19 protein-coding genes are annotated in these 18114 nt (G+C 75.0%); 12 read left to right on the top strand and 7 right to left on the bottom strand.

Annotation, left to right across the window (positions count from 1 at the left end):
- The first annotated feature begins 160 nt into the window (after positions 1 to 160).
- From QSK00_RS22385 to QSK00_RS22370, 4 genes are all read left to right on the top strand, one after another.
- Positions 161 to 1132: a GGDEF domain-containing protein gene (locus QSK00_RS22385; protein WP_285594253.1), complete on the top strand. Its 972-nt coding sequence runs from the start codon at positions 161 to 163 to the stop codon at positions 1130 to 1132.
- Positions 1133 to 1143: 11 nt separating this feature from the next.
- Entirely contained in the window at positions 1144 to 2331 is a 1188-nt protein-coding gene (locus tag QSK00_RS22380; protein WP_285594251.1) for a 5-(carboxyamino)imidazole ribonucleotide synthase, read from the top strand.
- Between the two features lie 72 nt (positions 2332 to 2403).
- Complete coding sequence (gene purE / locus QSK00_RS22375; RefSeq protein WP_230755218.1) at positions 2404 to 2907, top strand: 5-(carboxyamino)imidazole ribonucleotide mutase; 504 nt, start codon at positions 2404 to 2406, stop codon at positions 2905 to 2907.
- Positions 2908 to 3213: 306 nt separating this feature from the next.
- On the top strand, positions 3214 to 4371 hold the full coding sequence (locus tag QSK00_RS22370; protein ID WP_285594324.1) for an acyl-CoA dehydrogenase: 1158 nt from the start codon (positions 3214 to 3216) through the stop codon (positions 4369 to 4371).
- Here the strand turns inward: QSK00_RS22370 and QSK00_RS22365 are convergent.
- Positions 4368 to 5072, bottom strand: a complete 705-nt coding sequence (locus tag QSK00_RS22365; protein WP_285594249.1) for a TIGR03089 family protein — start codon at positions 5070 to 5072, stop codon at positions 4368 to 4370. The genes QSK00_RS22370 and QSK00_RS22365 overlap by 4 nt on opposite strands.
- Positions 5073 to 5107: 35 nt before the next feature.
- Positions 5108 to 6508, bottom strand: a complete 1401-nt coding sequence (locus QSK00_RS22360) for an LCP family protein (protein WP_285594247.1) — start codon at positions 6506 to 6508, stop codon at positions 5108 to 5110.
- 631 nt (positions 6509 to 7139) lie between these two features.
- Between QSK00_RS22360 and rfbD the strand changes: the two genes are divergently transcribed.
- The 3 genes from rfbD to QSK00_RS22345 all read left to right on the top strand — a co-directional run bounded on the left by rfbD (position 7140) and on the right by QSK00_RS22345 (position 9312).
- Complete coding sequence (gene rfbD / locus QSK00_RS22355) at positions 7140 to 8033, top strand: dTDP-4-dehydrorhamnose reductase (protein ID WP_285594322.1); 894 nt, start codon at positions 7140 to 7142, stop codon at positions 8031 to 8033.
- A gap of 128 nt (positions 8034 to 8161) precedes the next feature.
- Positions 8162 to 8410 carry a hypothetical protein gene (locus QSK00_RS22350; RefSeq protein ID WP_285594245.1) on the top strand — a complete coding sequence of 83 codons (249 nt, stop codon included), beginning with the start codon at positions 8162 to 8164 and terminating at the stop codon, positions 8408 to 8410.
- A gap of 44 nt (positions 8411 to 8454) precedes the next feature.
- Entirely contained in the window at positions 8455 to 9312 is an 858-nt protein-coding gene (locus tag QSK00_RS22345; RefSeq protein ID WP_502872067.1) for a glycosyltransferase family 2 protein, read from the top strand.
- A gap of 70 nt (positions 9313 to 9382) precedes the next feature.
- Here the strand turns inward: QSK00_RS22345 and QSK00_RS22340 are convergent, their stop codons facing one another.
- The gene (locus tag QSK00_RS22340) at positions 9383 to 9691 is read right to left on the bottom strand and encodes a hypothetical protein (protein WP_285594241.1); all 309 of its coding nucleotides are present in this window, start codon (positions 9689 to 9691) and stop codon (positions 9383 to 9385) included.
- Positions 9692 to 10005: 314 nt separating this feature from the next.
- Between QSK00_RS22340 and manB the strand changes: the two genes are divergently transcribed.
- The 4 genes from manB (at position 10006) to QSK00_RS22320 (ending at position 13805) form a co-directional block, all read left to right on the top strand.
- Positions 10006 to 11103: a mannose-1-phosphate guanylyltransferase gene (gene manB, locus QSK00_RS22335; protein WP_285594240.1), complete on the top strand. Its 1098-nt coding sequence runs from the start codon at positions 10006 to 10008 to the stop codon at positions 11101 to 11103.
- Positions 11096 to 12034, top strand: a complete 939-nt coding sequence (locus tag QSK00_RS22330) for a DNA-3-methyladenine glycosylase family protein (RefSeq protein ID WP_285594239.1) — start codon at positions 11096 to 11098, stop codon at positions 12032 to 12034. The genes manB and QSK00_RS22330 overlap by 8 nt, the downstream gene beginning before the upstream one ends.
- 3 nt (positions 12035 to 12037) lie before the next feature.
- Complete coding sequence (locus QSK00_RS22325) at positions 12038 to 12559, top strand: TipAS antibiotic-recognition domain-containing protein (protein ID WP_285594237.1); 522 nt, start codon at positions 12038 to 12040, stop codon at positions 12557 to 12559.
- Between the two features lie 82 nt (positions 12560 to 12641).
- Positions 12642 to 13805, top strand: a complete 1164-nt coding sequence (locus QSK00_RS22320) for a DUF5666 domain-containing protein (protein WP_285594235.1) — start codon at positions 12642 to 12644, stop codon at positions 13803 to 13805.
- A 12-nt stretch (positions 13806 to 13817) separates the two neighbouring features.
- Here the strand turns inward: QSK00_RS22320 and QSK00_RS22315 are convergent, their stop codons facing one another.
- The 4 genes from QSK00_RS22315 to QSK00_RS22300 form a co-directional block, all read right to left on the bottom strand.
- Complete coding sequence (locus tag QSK00_RS22315) at positions 13818 to 14342, bottom strand: NUDIX hydrolase (RefSeq protein ID WP_285594230.1); 525 nt, start codon at positions 14340 to 14342, stop codon at positions 13818 to 13820.
- Positions 14339 to 15715 carry a coenzyme F420-0:L-glutamate ligase gene (locus QSK00_RS22310; RefSeq protein WP_285594228.1) on the bottom strand — a complete coding sequence of 459 codons (1377 nt, stop codon included), beginning with the start codon at positions 15713 to 15715 and terminating at the stop codon, positions 14339 to 14341. The genes QSK00_RS22315 and QSK00_RS22310 overlap by 4 nt, the downstream gene beginning before the upstream one ends.
- Positions 15708 to 16667: a 2-phospho-L-lactate transferase gene (gene cofD / locus QSK00_RS22305; RefSeq protein ID WP_285594226.1), complete on the bottom strand. Its 960-nt coding sequence runs from the start codon at positions 16665 to 16667 to the stop codon at positions 15708 to 15710. The genes QSK00_RS22310 and cofD overlap by 8 nt, the downstream gene beginning before the upstream one ends.
- A gap of 70 nt (positions 16668 to 16737) precedes the next feature.
- Positions 16738 to 17499, bottom strand: a complete 762-nt coding sequence (locus QSK00_RS22300; RefSeq protein WP_285594225.1) for a site-2 protease family protein — start codon at positions 17497 to 17499, stop codon at positions 16738 to 16740.
- A 339-nt stretch (positions 17500 to 17838) separates the two neighbouring features.
- Here QSK00_RS22300 and QSK00_RS22295 point away from each other — a divergent pair, with 339 nt between their 5' ends.
- Positions 17839 to 18090, top strand: coding sequence for a WhiB family transcriptional regulator (locus QSK00_RS22295; protein ID WP_230755641.1), 252 nt, complete (start codon positions 17839 to 17841; stop codon positions 18088 to 18090).
- Positions 18091 to 18114: the final 24 nt, after the last annotated feature.

Here is an 18114-nt window from a genome sequence, read left to right as displayed (position 1 = left end):
TCTGCGGCCGCTTCCGGGAGGATCCCTGCAGTGTCACCGTCACGGATGACCGTCTCGCGCGTCGCCAGGGGGAGAGGCCGGTGACGACCGGGGAGATCGACACCGTCGGTCACCGTGGTCACGACGGTGGCGGGGACACCGAGCAGCGGAGGTGCGTGGGATGACGCTCGCGGACGAGCGCAGGGACGACGCGGCCGAGGCCGAGGTCCTGCCCGTCGGTGCCGACCCCGCGTCCGTCGACGGCGGCGCCGGCCCCCGGCGTCCGGGACCCGCGCACACGGCGCTGCGCGAGCGCTGGTTCGCGTGCAGCAACGCGCTCGGGTGGTCGGTGGCGAGCGAGTGGCCCGACCCGACGGTGGACGAGGTCTGCGAGGTCGTGCTCTCCGGCCGGGTCGGCCCGCCGCTCGAGCGTGCCATGACGCGCTGGGCGGGCGCCCGCGCCGCGGCCGGCATCGGGCTCGACGAGACGCTGTCCGACCTGGCCGCGCTGCACACGGCGGTGAGCGGCGCCCTCGGGGCGTTGGGTGAACGGCGGCGGCTGGGCCTGCCGGGCGCCGAGGGCTCGCGGCTCGTGCGGGTGGTCTCGCTCGGCTGGACCGACGTCGCCTGCGGCGACCTCTCCGAGGCGGCCGCGGTCGACCCGCTCTCCGGTCTGGCCAGTGCCCGGTACCTCCGCACGCGGCTCGCCGAGGTCTACCGGTCGGCCCGGGCGCACGGGACGTCGGTCGGGGACGCGTACGCCCTGGTGGTCGTGACGCTGCAGGTGGCGGGGTGGTCGCGGGTCGCGCCGCTGACCGTCGCCGGGGACGCCGCGGCCGTGGTGTTCGACGCCGGGGAGACGATCGCGGTGGTCGGGCGGTCGACGGTCGTCGTGCTCGCGCCCCGCGACGGCCTGGCCGCCCGGGTCCGGGTGCTGCGCGGCATGCTCGCGCGGCGGCTCGCGGGCGCCTCCGGGGTGACGGGGTCGCCCAGCGCCCGCATCGCGCCCCTGCCCGCCACCCTCGACGGGGTGGCGGACACGCTCGCGAGACTGCGCGAGGCCGAGCCGGCCGTCCCACGACGGGACCGCATCCTCGGGTTCGACGTGCCGGTGATCGCCCCGGAGGGCGACGGCGCCGAGCCCGCCGACTAAATTCTCGGCCCGTGGAGGAGCGCACCGGCCTGCCCGTCGTCGCCATGGTCGGTGGCGGCCAGCTCGCCCGCATGACCCACCAGGCGGCGATCTCGCTGGGGCAGACCCTGCGGGTCCTCGCGACCTCGCCCGACGAGGCCGCGGCGATGGTGACCCCCGAGGTCCAGATCGGCGACCACCGTGACCTCGCCGCGCTGCGCCGCGTCGCCGTCGGGGCCGAGGCGCTGACCTTCGACCACGAGCACGTCCCCGGCGAACTGCTCGCGACGTTGGTCGCCGACGGCGTCACCGTGCATCCCGGGCCGGAGGCCCTCCTCCACGCCCAGGACAAGCTGGTGATGCGCCGTCGGCTCGCCGAGCTCGGGGAGCCGGTGCCGCCGTTCGCGCCGGTGTCCTCCGCCGCCGACCTCGAGGCGTTCGCCGACGACCACGGGTGGCCCGTCGTCCTGAAGGCCGCCCGCGGTGGCTACGACGGGCGCGGGGTGTGGGTCGTCGACTCCGCCGAGGAGGGCCGCCCGCTGGTGGCCGAGCTGCTCGAGGCGGGGACGCCGCTGCTCGTCGAGGTGAAGGTCGAGCTGGCGCGCGAGCTCGCCGTCGTGCTGGCCCGGTCGCCGTTCGGGCAGGCCGCGGTCTACCCCGCCGTCGAGACCGTGCAGCAGGACGGCATCAACACCGAGGTGCTCGCCCCCGCGCCCGGCCTGTCCGAGGACCTGGCCGAGGAGATCGAGGAGCTCGCGATCCGCATCGCGGCGGCGACCGGGGTGGTGGGCCTGCTCGCCGTCGAGCTCTTCGAGACCCCGTCCGGCGAGGTGCTGGTCAACGAGCTCGCGATGCGGCCGCACAACTCCGCGCACTGGTCGATGGACGGCGCGGTCACCGGGCAGTTCGAGCAGCACCTGCGGGCCGTCCTGGACTATCCGCTCGGCTCGACGGCCACCCTGCGCCCGGCGTGCGTGATGGCGAACGTGCTGGGCGGGGACCCGGTCCCGTCGACGGGACCGGACGAGCGGCTGCACCACACGTTCGCCCGCTTCCCGGAGGCGCGGGTGCACCTCTACGGCAAGTCCGAACGCCCGGGCCGCAAGCTCGGGCACGTGACGATCACCGGGGACGACATGGCCGAGGTCCGCCGGCGCGCCCGGCTGGCCGCCGACCACCTCGCCACCGGTGTCTGGAGCGATGGATGGAGTGCGCACTAGATGAGCAGTGAGCTGGTCCCGGGCCAGGCGGTCGCGACGACGGGGTCGTCCTCCCAGGTCTCGGACGCCCGGCTGCCCCCGCTGGTCGGCATCGTCATGGGGTCGGACTCCGACTGGCCCACGATGCAGGCCGCCGCCACCGCTCTCGACGAGTTCGGCGTGCCGTGGGAGGCCCGCGTCCTCTCCGCGCACCGGACGCCGCGCGCGATGCTCGAGTGGTCGGAGACGGCGGCCTCACGCGGGCTGCGGGTGGTCGTCGCGGGCGCGGGCGGGGCCGCCCACCTGCCCGGCATGGTCGCCGCGGCGACGGTGCTCCCGGTGATCGGCGTGCCCGTCCCGCTCAAGCACCTGGACGGTATGGACTCGCTGCTCTCGATCGTGCAGATGCCCGCGGGCGTGCCGGTCGCGACGGTGTCGATCGGCGGCGCCCGCAACGGCGGCCTGCTCGCGGTCCGCATCCTCGCCGCGGCCGACGCCGGGCTCGCCGCGCGCATGGCCGACTTCCAGGCCGACCTGCGGACCTCGGTGGCCGGTAAGGACGAGGCCGTCCGGAAGCTGGGGCCGGGCTCGTCCTGACGGCGGGTGCTCCGCTCCGGCGGCCCGCCTTCGTGGCAGGAAAGCGTCGTTGCTGCCATCCAGTGGCAGGTTCGCCGCATCCTCGCGGCGAGGCGCGGCCGGCCCACGCGCACCCGTCGGCGCGAGGGTGACGTGAGGCAGCCTCGCGGACCGGCGGACCCGCCCGGGTGTGCACGTCGCGGACTGACGACCGCCCGGCGTGTTCCCCGCGCGCGCACGCGAGAGCCATCCCACGAACCGTAGGACGTCCAACCTTTCCGGCTGTACCGTGGGTCACGAGTGAGTTTCGGTTGGGAGGAGTACGCGGTGAACCCGGAGTTCGACGTCTACGACCTGGGCGAGGAGCGCGCGGCGCTGCGCGAGGCCATCCGCGCGCTGAGCGAGAAGGAGATCGCGCCCTTCGCGGCGGAGGTCGACCAGCAGGCCCGGTTCCCGCAGGAGGCGCGCGACGCGCTGACCGCCTCCGGCTTCCACGCCATCCACATCCCCGAGCAGTACGGCGGGGAGGGCGCCGACTCGATCGTCGCCTGCATGGTCATCGAGGAGGTCGCCCGCGTCGACGCGTCGGCCTCGCTGATCCCCGCGGTGAACAAGCTCGGTTCGATGCCGATCATCCTGTCGGGCTCCGAGGAGCTGAAGCAGGAGGTCCTGCCGACGATCGCCCGGGGCGAGTCGATGATCAGCTACGCGCTCTCCGAGCGGGAGGCCGGCTCGGACACCGTCTCGATGCGCACCCGCGCCCAGGCCGACGGTGACGACTGGATCCTCAACGGCACCAAGTGCTGGATCACCAACGGCGGTATCTCCGACTGGTACACCGTCATGGCGAAGACCGACCCCGACAAGGGCGCCAACGGCATCTCGGCGTTCGTGGTGCACAAGGACGACCCGGGCTTCTCGGTCGGCCCGAAGGAGCACAAGCTCGGCATCAAGGGCTCGCCGACCACCGAGATCTACTTCGAGAACTGCCGGATCCCCGGCAGCCGCATCATCGGTGAGCCCGGCACCGGCCTGAAGACCGCGTTCGCCACGCTCGACCACACCCGTCCCACCATCGGTGCGCAGGCGGTCGGCATCGCGCAGGGCGCGCTCGACGCGGCCGTGGAGTACGTGAAGGACCGCAAGCAGTTCGGCAAGTCGGTCTCGGAGTTCCAGGGCGTGCAGTTCATGCTCGCCGACATGGCGATGAAGATCGAGGCGGCCCGCCACCTCGTCTACGTCGCCGCCGCGAAGGCCGAGCGGGGCGAGAAGAACATCGGTCTCATCGCCTCGGCGTCGAAGTGCTTCGCCTCGGACACCGCGATGGAGGTGACCACCGACGCCGTCCAGCTCTTCGGCGGCGCCGGCTACACCACCGACTTCCCGGTCGAGCGCATGATGCGCGACGCCAAGATCACGCAGATCTACGAGGGCACCAACCAGATCCAGCGCGTGGTCATGGGCCGCCAGGTGCTCCGGGGCTAGTCGAACCGCGCCGTGCACCTCTCGGCCTCGGCCCGCCGGTCGAGCGCCGAGAGGTCGGCGTGGCGCACCTGCACGAGCGAGCCGCCGCCCGCGAGGACGGCGAGCAGCCCGTCGACGAGTCCGCCGTCGGCCGACACCGGCCAGTCGGCGGTCGAGAGCAGCCGCGTGTCCGCGCCGTAGCCGAGCGCCGCGGCCCGTCGTCGGGAACGCTCCACCAGGTCGTCGACGGAGTGCGTCCCGAGGGCGGGGTCGGCGCCGGCGACCGGGTCGGGCGTGAAGTGGTCGCCGTGCATCCGGACCTCGCTCGCGTAGTCGACCGCGTCGGCCGGCAGCTCCGCGAGCGGGCGACCGAAGGCGTCCAGCGAGAACCCGACCACCAGGTCGGCGGTCGCGTCGAGGTGCTCGGCGTCGACCAGCGCGACGGCCGCGGCCCCGGCCTCGACCACGTGCGCCCCGCACCACCACGCGCCGAGGAGCGCGACCGCCTTCTGCCAGTGCGCGGGCAGCGCGACCGTCACCTGCGTCCCGGGTTCGACGTCACACTCGTCGCGGAGCAGGTTGGCGGTCTTGGCCACCCAGTTCGCGAGCGTCTCGCCGGAGAACTCGAGGCGTTCGCCGGTCGCGTCGTCGTAGAAGGTGATCAGCGGACGGCGGGCGTCGGCGGCGAGGACGGGGGCCAGGAGCGCGTCGGTGACGGTCATCGGGCGGCGAGCCTAGCCGGTGGGACCGACCGGGCTCAGTTGACGCAGGGGATGCCGTCCGCCGTGATCGGCGGCTGCGGCGGGGGAGGCGGCGCGCTGTCCGCGCTGTCCGCCGGAGCGGTCACCGCGCCCGGCCCGCGGTAGTCCGGGGCGAGCAGCACGCGCACGGAACTCGCCGGCAGCGTCGCGTCGGGGCGCGTGGGCAGGCCACCGAGCGCCCGGGCGACCACCCCGGCCCCGGCGTCGCCTCCCGGGCCGAAGAGCACCGCGGAGCTGCTCGCGGTCTGCTCGGCGTTGCCGGAGCGGAGCTGCGTGTAGCCCTGCGCCCCGAGGATCTGCACGACGCGGGCGGCGGCGCCGCCGGTGCCCGACGCGTTCCGCACGTCGACCGGGATCTGGGCCGGCGCCGGCCCGGTCGGCACCACCGGCGCGTCCTTCGGCCCGATCGCGTCGGAGACGAACTGCTTGACCTCGCTCTCGTTCACCTTGAGCGCGTCCCCGACGCTGGTGCTGAGGCCACCCTCGGTCGGGATCGTCATGAAGGTGACCGCGCCGCCGCTGACGCCCTGCATCTGCTGCGCGAAGCCCAGCAGGTCCCAGCCGCCGTCGAGGACGACCGACTGCTTCACGGAGTCGAGCAGGCGGCCGAGCGTGATCGGGTCGGCGAGGGTCCCCGCCGAGAGCACCTTGTGCGAGAGCCCGGCCAGGAACGCCTGCTGACGACGCACCCGGTCCAGGTCGCCGAGCGGGAGGCCGTGGCGCTGGCGCACGAAGGCGAGCGCGTCGCGTCCCTCCACCGACCGGGGACCGGCGGCGAAGTGCGCGCCGGAGAAGTCGTCGTCGACCGCGTTCTTGAGGCAGACGTCGACGCCGCCGATCGCGTTGGTCAGGTTGAAGAAGCCGAGCAGGTTGATCTCGGCGTAGTGGTCGACCCCGATCCCGGTGAGCTCCTGCACGGTCTCGATCAGCGCGGCGCGGCCCGCCTCCGAGGAGCGGACGTCGACGTCGCGGGGGTCCGAGTCGCCACCGGCGACGAGCTGCTGGGCCATCGCGGCCTTCGCGCCCGGGTAGACCGAGTTCAGCTTGCCCTTCGAGAACTGCCCCGGGATCGAGACGTAGCTGTCGCGGGGCAGTGAGAAGGCGACCGCCCGGCTGCCGTCGTTCGGCACCCGGACCAGGATCATCGAGTCGGTGTTCAGCTCGCCGTCGGCCGTCCCCGCGTCGAGCTGGGCGAGCACGTCGCGCGGCAGCGGGTTGCCCTGCGCGTCGTTGCGGCTGTCGGTGCCGACCAGCAGCACGTCGGTGGCGCCGTCGGCGGCCGTCCCCTTCTTCGAGAGGGCCCCCGAGGTCGCGAAGCTGCCCGACAGCGCGGCCCACGCGGTCCCGCTCACGGCGAGGACCAGCACCGACATCACCGTCACGACGATGCGCAGCATCCGGAGGGGACGTCGACGGGAGCCGTCGGTCGGCGGTGGTCCGGGGCGTGACGGCGGGACGGGCCGAGCGGGCGCCGGACGCGGACGGGCCGGGGGAGGGCCGGACGACCGGCCGGGCTCCCGGGGCGGTCCCTCGCGCAGCGCGACCGACGACGGTGGCCGCCCCATCCCGCGCGGGACCTCCCGGCCGGCCGGGCCGCCGTCGGAGGGGTTCAGCTCGCGGAGGTCGCTGCGCCGCAGCCGCGCCGCCGAAGCGTTCGCGGGCGGGGGCGCGGCGGGTCCGCGCGACGACGGTTCCCGGCGACGGTCGGCGTCCGGACGACCCGCGGAGGGGCCGAACCGGCGGGCAGGATCGCGCCGCGAACGGCTGCGGTCGTCGTCCACGGGCGCCTCCCCTCACGTCTGAAGTCAGCGGCGTCGTCGCTCGATTGTCGGTCACGGCGGCCGTCGGCGGGTCCGGTACCGGAGACATCGTCGTCATCCGTGATCGGCTCAAGGGCAGGCTAGACGGCCTCACCCGGGTTTCTCGGGCACCACCCGTTCGGACCCGCCGTGGCGCGTCGGAGGATGACACAGCATCACCCGGCCGTGCGGACCGGGATCGATCTTCGGAGGTTCGGACGTGCGGTGGCTGGTGACGGGAGCGGGCGGAGCCCTGGGGACGGACCTCGTCCGGGTGCTGACCGGGGACGGCGAGCGGTTCCGGGCCTTCGTGCGGGCCGACCTCGACATCACCGACCCGGAGGCGGTCGAGGCGGCCGTCGCCGACTGGGCGAGCGACGTCGACGAGCCGGCCGTCCTGCTCAACGCCGCCGCGTTCACCGCGGTCGACCTGGCCGAGACCGACGTGGACGCCGCGCGCGCCGCGCACGCGGTGAACGCCGACGCCCCGGGTCTGCTCGCCGCGGCCTGCGCGCGGCACGGTGCACGGCTGGTGCACGTCTCCACCGACTACGTCTTCGACGGTCGCGGGCCCGACGGGCGGCCCGGCGCCGGCTACGAGCCCGACGACCCCACCGGTGCCCGCAGCGTCTACGGCCGCACCAAGGAACTGGGCGAGCAGCGCGTGCGGGACGCCCTCGACGCCCACCACGTGGTGCGGACCGCCTGGGTCTACGGCGACACCGGCAGCAACTTCGTCGCGACGATGGCCGGCCTGGCCGCCCGGCGCGACACCCTCGACGTGGTCGACGACCAGCACGGCTCCCCGACCTGGTCGGCGGACCTCGCCGCGGCGCTCGTCGCCTTGGGCCGCTCCGACGCGCCGGCCGGGACGCTGCACGCCACCGGCGGCGGGGCCACCACCTGGTGCGGCTTCGCGCGCGCGGTGTTCGAGGAGCTGGGCACCGACCCGGAGCGGGTGCGCGGGTGCAGCACCGACCAGTTCCCCCGTCCCGCGCCCCGCCCGGCCTGGTCGGTCCTCTCCCCGGCGTCCTGGACGACCGCCGGACTGCCGCCGCTGCGCGACTGGCGGGAGGCCCTGCACGCCGCCGTCACCACCCATCCCGGGCTGCTCGGCCGCTGAGGGGACCGGAGCGCCCGTTAGGCGCAGCGAGCGGTCGGCGGGGAAATCGTCCGCGACCGGATCGAAGATTTCTGCGGGCATGTCGGCGATGGATCGTCACCTCCCGGCGCCTCACGCGTTCACGACGTATGGCGTTGGAGACGGTGCTGCTCGCCCTGCTGGGCGTGGTCGCGGTCGGGCTCGTGATCGACTCGGGCCGGGAACGCCACCGGCTGCGCGCCCGGATGGACCGCGCCACGCGCCGTGCGGCCACGCCGCCGCCCGCGCCGCGGGTCGTCCCGCCGTCGCGGCCCGCGCCCAACACCGGCGGGCTCGGCCCGGGCTCCTGGCAGTACTGGCCGGTCGCGTTGCCCGCGACCGACGAGACGCGTCGCTAGACCCACTTCCCGACGCCGGGCCGTGCCCGGCGAGGATGAGCCGCATGCCGTACGGAGACGCTCTCGCCGTCGTCGTCGTGACCTACTCGCCGGGTGACTCGCTCCCCGCGTTCCTCGACTCGCTGGCCGACGCGACCACCCGCCGGCCCACCGTGGTGCTCGCCGACAACGGCTCGGTCGACGGCGTGCCCGAGGCGGCCGCCGCGACGGGACGGGCGCAGCTGCTGCCGATGGGCGAGAACCTCGGCTACGGGGCCGCCGCCAACCGCGCGGTCGCGGGCCTGCCGGACGACGTCGGCTGGGTGCTCGTCTCGAACCCGGACATCGTGCTCGGTCCCGGCTCGCTCGACCGGCTCCTCGCGGCGGCCGACCGGTGGCCCCGGGCGGGCGCGCTCGGACCGCTCATCCGCACCGACGGCGCCATCTACCCGTCCGCGCGGCTCGTGCCGTCCCTGGGCCGCGGGGTGGGGCACGCGGTGTTCGGCGCCGTCTGGCCGACGAACCCCTGGACCCGGTCCTACCGCCAGGAGGGGTCGGTCGCCGAGCGGACGGCCGGGTGGTTGTCGGGCTCCTGCGTGCTGCTGCGCCGCGAGGCGTGGGAGTCGGTGGACGGGTTCGACCCGCGCTTCTTCATGTACTTCGAGGACGTCGACCTGGGTGACCGGCTCGGCGGTGCCGGGTGGCTCAACGTCTACGTGCCGGACGCGCAGGTGGTGCACACCGGCGGGCATGCGACCGAGGCCGACGTGCCGACCTCGGCCCGGATGCTGCGCGAGCACCACCGCAGCGCCTACCGCTTCCTGGCCGACCGCTACCGCGGCCGCCGGTGGGCGCCGCTGCGGGTCGGGCTGCGCGCGGCGCTCGGGGTGCGGTCGCGGTGGAGCACGCGGCACGCGGCCTGATCCCGGGTGGCAGGAACGCGTCGTTGCCGTCACCGGACGGCAGCAACGACGCGTTCCTGCCACCCAGGTCCTAGCGGCGGCCGAACAACCGCTTCCAGAACGGCACCCTGACCCCGACCGGCGGGGTGGTGGGCGAGTCGTCCGGGCGCGGCTGCTGGTCGCGGCCGTCCCCCTGGACCGGGAACGGGGCCGTCGGCGGCCGGGTCGCGGCGGTGCGGACGGTGGGCGCCTCGGCCGGGACGGGCCGCATCAGGGTGGGGTCGGACACCTCGACCGGGGTCGTCTCCGGTTCCCGCGGGGTCCAGCCGGGAGGCTGGCGGTGCCGCCCGTCCTGGTGGTTCGGCGCCCCCGGCGACGGACGCGGGTGACGCTGCGTCATCGCCTGGTGGTTCGATCGGAGGGCTGCCTGCGGAATCATCTGCGTGGCCGAGGCGTCGAAGGGTGACTCAGCGCTGTCAGGCGTCACCACGGTGGCGTTGCGCTGCTGCGCCCGGGCGATAGCCTCCTGGGCGCGGTCCCACGCGTTCGACGGCTCCACCACGCTTCTCCTGCCCGGCTCCCGGCGACGGATAGGGCGTCCGGTGGGCCCCGGAGGACCCGGACCGGTGACTTGCCGAGTGGAAACACACTAGCGCCCGGACGCGACGTCGTCGTCACAGCGGGGGCCGGTGACACACCCAGGAGGGCACGAACGTGACGACTACGGGGGGAACGGCCGAGGGCACGGCGGCGGTGGTGCTCGTCGGCGGTCAGGGCAGCCGGCTGCGCCCGCTGACCGCGTCGACGCCGAAGCCGATGTTGCCGACGGCGGGGGTGCCGTTCATCGGGCACCTGCTCTCGCGCATCGCCGCCGCGGGAATCCGGCGTGTGGTGCTGGGCACCAGCTACCGCGCGGAGGTGTTCGCGGACTACCTCGGGGACGGCTCGGCGTTCGGGCTCGACCTCGAGTGCGTGCCCGAGCCGGAGCCGCTCGGCACCGGCGGCGGCATCCGGCACGCCGCGGCCGCCCTCGACCCGGGGTTCGACGAGGTCATGGTCTTCAACGGCGACATCCTCTCCGGGGTCGACCTGGGGGCGGTCCTCGGCGAGCACCGGACCTCGGGCGCCGACGCGACGCTGCACCTGGTCCGCGTGCCCGACCCCACCGCCTTCGGCTGCGTCCCCACCGACGCCACCGGCCGCGTCGAGGCGTTCCTGGAGAAGACGCTCAACCCGCCGACCGACCAGGTCAATGCCGGGTGCTACGTCTTCCGGCGCGCCGTGATCGACGCGATCCCGGGTGGCCGCCCGGTCAGCGTGGAGCGCGAGACGTTCCCCGGCCTGCTGCGCGAGGGCCGCCGGTTGCAGGGCCACGTCGAGTCGTCGTACTGGCTCGACCTCGGTACCCCCGCCGCCTTCGTCCGCGGGTGCGCCGACCTGGTGCAGGGCATCGCCCCGACGTCGGCCCTGCCCGGCCCCGTCGGGACCGCGCTGCTGCTGGACGGCGCGAAGACGGCGGCGACCGCGTCGGTCTCCGACGGCAGCACCCTCGGCCGCGACGTCGTCGTGGGCGACGGCTCGCGGATCATCGGCTCGGTGGTGATGGACGGCGCCCGCATCGGCGACAACGTCGCCGTCACCCGCTCCGTCGTCGGGCCGCGCGCGGTGATCGGCGACGAGACGGTGGTCAGCGACGCGGTCATCGGCGACGACGTGACCGTCGGCGCGGGGTGCGAGCTCCGCGACGGCGTCCGCCTGTGGCCCGGTCTCGCGATCCCGGACGGCGGTCTGCGATTCTCGGGGAGTGGCTGAGGCTCTCCTCGAATCCGAGTCCGGGACCGCCCGGACGCGCCGGTGGCAACCGGGGTACGTCCTCGACATCGCCGCGCTGATCTCGCCGCTGCGCCACGGCAAGGGCGACCCGACCTGCCGCATCGACGAGACCGGCGTCCTCTGGCGGGTGGGCTCGACCCCGGTCGGACCGGCCACCACCCGGATCCGCCGCGTGGGCACCGAGGTGGTCGCCGACGCGTGGGGCGACGGCGCCGAGTGGGTGCTCGACGGGCTGCCCGCCCTGCTCGGCGCGGACGACGACGACGACGGGTTCGTCGGGCACCACCCGCTGGTCGCCGACGCCCGCCACCGCCTGCCGGGGCTGCGGCTCGGGGCGTGCGGGGCGGTGTGGGACCAGCTGTTCGCCGCGATCCTCGAGCAGAAGGTCACCGGCATCGAGGCCCACCGCTCCTGGCGTGAGCTCTGCTGGCGCTTCGGCGGCCCCGCACCCGGACCCGCCCCGAAGGGCATGCGGGTCCCGCCGACGCCGCGCGCCACGAAGGCGATCCCCGACTGGGAGTGGCACAAGGCGGGCGTCGACCAGTCCCGGCGCCGCGCGATCCTCGCGTCGGCCACCGTCGCGCACCGGCTGGAGAAGGCCGTGGAGCTGCGCGGGGTCGAGGGTCGCTCGCTGCTGCGCAAGGTCCCCGGGATCGGGGTCTGGACCGCCGCCGAGGTCGCCCAGCGCGCCTGGGGCGACCCCGACGCGGTGTCGATCGGCGACTTCCACATCCCCAGCACGGTCGGCTACGCGCTCGTCGGCCGGAAGCTCGACGACGCGGGGATGATGGAGGTCCTCGCCTGCTACGCCCCGCAGCGGCAGCGGGCGGTCCGCTACATCGAGGCGTCCGGGTTCCGGCGCCCCCGCTTCGGGCCGCGGTACTCGCCGCGAGACTTCCGGGAGTACTGAGCGGTGGACGGGTCCAGCGCCGCCGAGGTCGCCCGGGCGAGCGGGGTGCCGCTCGCCGCGCTGCGGCCCGGCCTCTGGACGGGCGAGGACGTCGTCGAGCTCCAGCGGGTCCTGCTCTGCCGGGAGCTGGGCCTAGCTCCCGACAAGGAGACCGAGCACGCCGATAGGGGGTGCGCGTCGGCCGCGGACCTGCTCCCGCTGCTCGAGGCGGTGCGCGCCCGGGTGGACCGGCAGATAGCCTCCGTCCGCGCCGTGGCGCAGGGCCGGGCGGTCACGCCGGAGGAGATCCTCGACGGCTTCGGGGAACGGCCCCGGATCGACGAGGACCTCGACGAGCTCGGGCTCGCCTGGGCCCGGGCCTGGACGGCGGGTGAACCGGTCGACTCGCCGGCCGCCCGTTCCGTGGCCGACCGCCACCGGGCACTGGCCGGCCCGGTCGTCAGCGAGGCGCTGGCGGCCGTCCTCGACCGGCACGCGGCGGGCGTCGCCGCCTACGCCCGCGACGCGCTGTCCGGGACGGGCTGATCGTCCCGTCCGGCTGAGCTCCTGCTGTGGATCGGGGCCCGGTGCTGGTGCCGTGGCGCGGGGACTGGACAGGCTCACCGGCGTGATCATCCGTCGAGTCCTGCCCGTCCTGGTGCTGGTGGCCGTCCTCGCGACCGCGGGCTGCGGAGGCACGGTCCGGTCGTCGGCCGGCGCCCGCGCGCGGCACGTGGTGAACGGGACGGTGACCGCGGAGTCCGGCTCCACGTGGACGGTGCTGGCGACGACCGGCGCGAGCTGGACGGTGCAGCTCACCCCCACCACCCGCTACGGGCGGACCCACCAGCCCACCGACGCCGCACACTTCCCCGTCGGCTCCCCGGTCCGGGTACTCGGCACGCCGTCGGGCACCACCACCCTGACGGCGCGCCAGGTCCTCCCGTCGCTCTCCGTCCGGCCGGGCCAGGCCGCGACGGCACGCCCCGCGTCGCCGCCGACGACCGCACCCCCGACGACGACCGCCGCACCCCCGCGGGTCTCGCCCGCCACCGCCGACGCCGCCGCGGGCACAGCGGTCGCGCAGGCCGTCGCCGCGGCGCCGGGGGGCGTCGCCGTCGGTGTGGCGGTCCTGGACCAGACCGACGGCGACGTCGTCGCCGGGTCGACCGGGGCGACCGGGTTCGAGTCGGCGTCGGTGGTCAAGCTGTTCACGATCGTCGACCTGCTGCACCGATCCGAGACCGGTGACATCACGCTGAGCGCCGACGACATGACCGCGATCGGGCGCGCGCTCAGCCTCTCCGACGACGACGTGATGGACACGCTGTGGGAGGAGTACGGCGGCACGCAGACGGTCTCCGACGTCGTGTCCCTCGTCGGTCTGCACGACACGACGCCGCCGTCGGACCCCGACGAGTGGGGCGAGACGGTGATCTCCGCCCGCGACGTCCTCGCGGTCTACCGCTACGCGTTCACGGCGCTCTCGCCGGCCGACCAGCAGGTCATCCGGACCGGACTGGGGAACGCCGCGGACACGGGCGCCGACGGGTTCGACCAGGCCTTCGGGCTCCTCGACCCACCGCGCCCCGCCGGGGCGACGGCCAAGCAGGGCTGGATGTCCGACGGCGACCTGTACCTGCACACCACCGGTGTCCCGGCCGCCGGCTCGCCCTGGGTCGTCGCGGTGCTCACCCGCCAGCCGGGCGGCGACTCGTGGGACACCGCGCGCTCGGCGGTGGACACGGTGACGCGGACCCTCACCGGCGGGCTGACGGCTCCGGCCGTGTGAGGCTCCGGCGGGTCAGCCGCCCAACGCCCGCCCGAACGCCACGTCGTCCGGCAGCTCCGCGAGCGGCCACCAGCGCAGGTCGACCGACTCGTCGCTGCGCACCGCGGCGGCACCCTCGGGGGCACGGACCAGGTAGCGGACGTCCAGGTGCCGCGTGGGCACACCGAGCGAGCAGGTCACCGGGTGGACGTCGAGGTGCACCGGCGCGTCCGAGATCGCGAGCCCGGCGATCCCCGACTCCTCGGTCGCCTCGCGCAGGGCCGCGTCGCGCAGGGTCGGGTCGTCGGCCTCGATGTGCCCACCGAGCTGCAGCCAGCGGCCCACCCGGGGGTGCAGCGTGAGCAGCGCGTGCTCCCCGGCGGCGTCGACGACCAGCGCCGAGGCCGTCAGGTGCCCGCTGGCGCACGCCCGGGCGCAGGCGTCGTCCCGGGCCGCGAGGTAGGCCAGGAGGGCGTACCGGATCGCGGACTGGTCGGGGGTGGGCGCCTCCCAGGCCGTCAGGACCGCGGTGGCGTCGGCGTGCACCGGGGCGCTCACCGCTCCACCAGCCGGTCGTCGACGGCCGGCTCGCCCCGCGGGGCCGGGGGCTCCGCGGGGTGGCCGACGGCGACCGCTCCGAGCGGCTCCCACGTCCCCGGCAGGTCCAGCACCGAGCGCACCAGGTCGGCCGCGAAGATCGTGGAGCCGACCCAGCACGACCCGAGGTCCTCCGCCGCGAGCGCCACCAGCAGGCCCTGCACCGCCGCACCTCCGGCGACGGTGAACATCGTGTCCTCGCCCGCGGACCGGCGGGCGTCGGGATAGTCGTGCGACCCGCCGTCGGGACCCCGCACGAGGAACGGCAGGACGAGCTCCGGCGCCCGGTACAGCAGGTCGCCGCGGGCGAGCCGCTTCTCGACCTGCGCGGCGGTGAACCCGTCGTCGGACAGGTCCGCCCGCCAGGCGGTGGCCATGGCGTCGAGGAGTTCCCGACGACGGGTCGCGTCGCGCAGCCAGACGAACCGCACCGGCCGCGAGTGGTGCGGGGCCGGGGCGGTGAGGCCGGCGGCGACCGCCCGCCGCACGGCGTCCGGGTCCACCGGGTCGTCGGCGAACGCCCGCACGGAGCGACGGGCGGGCACGGCCTCGCGGCGTCCGCGCGCGATGGCCTCGTGCGTGCCGAGCCAGAACAGGTCCTCCTCGACGGGGCGGACCAGTTCGCCCGCCGTCGGACCGGTCCCGTGCAGGACGTCGAGGCCGCGGACGACGGCGACCGGGACCCCGCCGAGCTTGCCCTTCACCAGGTCGGCGGCCGAGGCGATCTCGTCCGCGACCGCGACCTGCGTGACCAGCAGCTCGTTGCCCTGCCGGTCGACCGCGCCGCCGTAGCCGTGCAGCGCCACCAGCCCGGCGGAGCCGATCGCGGCGTCGGTCTGGCCGAGCCGCCAGCATCGGCCCATCGTGTCGGTGACCACGACGGCGACGTCCACGCCCAGCGCCGTCGCCAGGTCCTGCCGCACCCGGGCGGCCGAGCCGTCGGGGTCGACGGGCAGCAGCGCCACCTCGTCGGTCTCGACGTTGGAGCCGTCCACCCCGGCCGCGGCCTGCGCGATCCCCAGCCGATTGGTGACGATCTTCGTGCGGCCCTTCACGGCGAGGACCCGCACCGTCTCGTCGTCGATCAGTCGTCGGCGGGCCGCGTCGCGCTCCTCGGGGTCGGGCGGGACCGTGACCAGCCGCCCCTCGACCTTGGAGAAGACCTTCGAGGTGACGACGACGACGTCGCCGTCGGCCACCTGGCCGCGCAGCGCGTCGACGAGGGCGGCGGACAGGTCGTCGCCGGGGCGGAACTCGGGCAGCCCGGGGACGCCCCAGGCGGTGATCCCGCCGGTCGCGGCGTGGTCGGTGGGCGCCGTGGGGGTCTCAGACATGCAGCCCCACCAGGTCGATCGCCGCCCGGACCATGTCGGCCGTGGCGTCCGCGTCGGTCATGAGCAGCGGGACGGACCGGACGGCCACGCCCGGCACGTCGGCGGTGTCGGTCTCGTGGACCAGCCAGCCGTCGAGCAGGCCCCCCGCGGATCGCGCCCCGTAGTGCCGTCCGACGCCCTCCGCGGAGACCTCGACGCCCACCGCGTCCAGGCACGCCTCGGCCATCCCGCGGACCGCCCGCCCGCCGACGATCGGGCTGATCCCGACGACGGGCGCGGGCGCGGCGACGAGCGCGGCGCGCAGGCCCGGGACGTCGACGATCGTGCCGACGCTGACGACGGGGTTCGACGGGGCGAGCAGCACCAGGTCCGCCTCCGCGATCGCGGTGAGGGCGGCCGGGCAGGCCGTCGCCTGGTCGCGGCCCACCGAGGCGAAGCCGTGCGCGGGCGGGGCCGCGCGGTAGCGGACCCACCACTCCTGGAAGTGCACCGCGCGCCGCTCGCCGGTGTCCGGGTCGTCGATGACGACGTGGGTCTCGATCCGGTCGTCGCTCGCGGGGACGAGGGTGACGCCCGGGCGCCAGCGGTTGCACAGGGCCTCGGTGACCTGCGAGAGCGGGTAGCCGGCGCGCAGCATGCGGGTGCGCACGAGGTGGGTGGCGACGTCCCGGTCGCCCAGCCCGAACCACGTCGGGTCGGCGCCGTAGGCCTCGAGCTCGGCCTTCACCGACCACGTCTCGTCGGCGCGGCCCCAGCCCTTCTCGGTGTCGATGCCCTCGCCCAGGGTGTACATGCAGGTGTCGAGATCGGGACAGACCCGCAGGCCGTGCAGCCAGATGTCGTCACCGACGTTGACGACCGCGGAGACGTCGGCCTCCGCGCCGAGCGCCGCCAGCACCCCCTGCAGGAACCGCGCACCGCCGACGCCGCCGACCAGAACCGTGACCTTCACACCGATGATCGTGCCCCCGACCCCCGACGGTCTGCCGGGTCGGGGTACGACCCGGCGTCCGGGACCGGGCCTACCGCTGCCAGAAGAAGAAGATCGACCGTCCGGCCTCGGCGAGGGAGAGGTCCCCGCCGGTCGAGGAGTAGACGAACGACGCGAGCCCGAACAGGGCCTGCGCGGCGGGGGAGAAGAGCAGCAGCACCACGAACAGCAGCAGCGGCGCGTACGGGGTGAACGGCGCGACGGTCTGCCGGGTCCGGTCGGAGAGGTAGGGGTCGAGGACGCCCCAGCCGTCGAGACCCGGGATCGGCAGGATGTTCAGCACGAAGGCGAGCACCTGGATGAGGGCCAGGAACGACAGGCCGGCGCCCAGGGCGAGCGGGACGAACGGCACCAGGAGCGCGAGCAGCACCGCGAGCACGAGGTTGACCAGCGGCCCGGCGAGCGACACGAGACTCATCGCCCAGCGGGCGCGCAGGGTGCCGCGCGCGATGTAGACCGCGCCGCCCGGCAGCGGGATGCCACCGATCAGCAGGAAGAGCACGGGCAGCACGAAGGTGAGCCCGGGGTTCGCGTACTTCGTGATGTCGAGGGTGAGGTAGCCGCGGGCCTTGACCCACGGGTCGCCGCAGCGGTGCGCGGTCAGCGCGTGGGAGAACTCGTGCAGGCAGAGCGAGACGCACCAGCCCGCCAGGATGATGATCACCACGCCGGCGGTGATCGCGATCTCGGAGTCGAAGAGCGTGAGGACGCACCCCGCCGCGGTCGCGGCGAGGAGCCCCAGGAAGATGGGGCTGGTCCGGGTCAGGCTCCCACCGGAGCGCAGGCTGGCCACAGGACCGAGTGTCCCAGGTCGGATACCGGGAAGGGGCCACGCAGCGTCGATGAACGTCGGAAACACGTTCACCGCACGTGACGACCGTCCGTCGCGACATGCGGCCATGCGTGTACCCCGACTTGACCCACATGGAACGACACCGATGTAATTCCTGGCGACGTACACGCCGGCGCGGGGCCGGCGCTCCGCCAGCTGGGGAGTGCTAGCGGTGAGGGAGGCCGTGTGAACGGTGCGGAGAGCGGGTCGGTGGTGCTGGGCAGCGTGAGGTTCGACGGGACGTCCGAGAGGTCACTGGCGGCAGGGGGGCCGCACGGGGCAGGGAGGCCGCGTGACGTCCTGGGGGAGCTGTTCGCGGTGGCCGGCGAGGACGAGCAGGAGTGGCAGGAACGCGCCCTGTGCGCGCAGACCGACCCGGAGGCGTTCTTCCCCGAGAAGGGCGGGTCCACCCGGGAGGCCAAGCAGATCTGCAACAGCTGCGAGGTCCGTTCCGAGTGCCTGGAGTACGCCCTCGGCCACGACGAGCGGTTCGGGATCTGGGGCGGCCTCTCCGAGCGGGAGCGCCGTCGTCTCAAGCGCCGGGTGGTCTGACCCGGACGCCCGGGGTCACGGCGT

Origin of the sequence: Actinomycetospora sp. NBRC 106378 (assembly GCF_030269685.1) — a bacterium.
Lineage (GTDB): Bacteria > Actinomycetota > Actinomycetes > Mycobacteriales > Pseudonocardiaceae > Actinomycetospora.
Note: the sequence above shows the minus strand (reverse complement) of the source record. Positions and strands in the feature narration are given on the sequence as shown.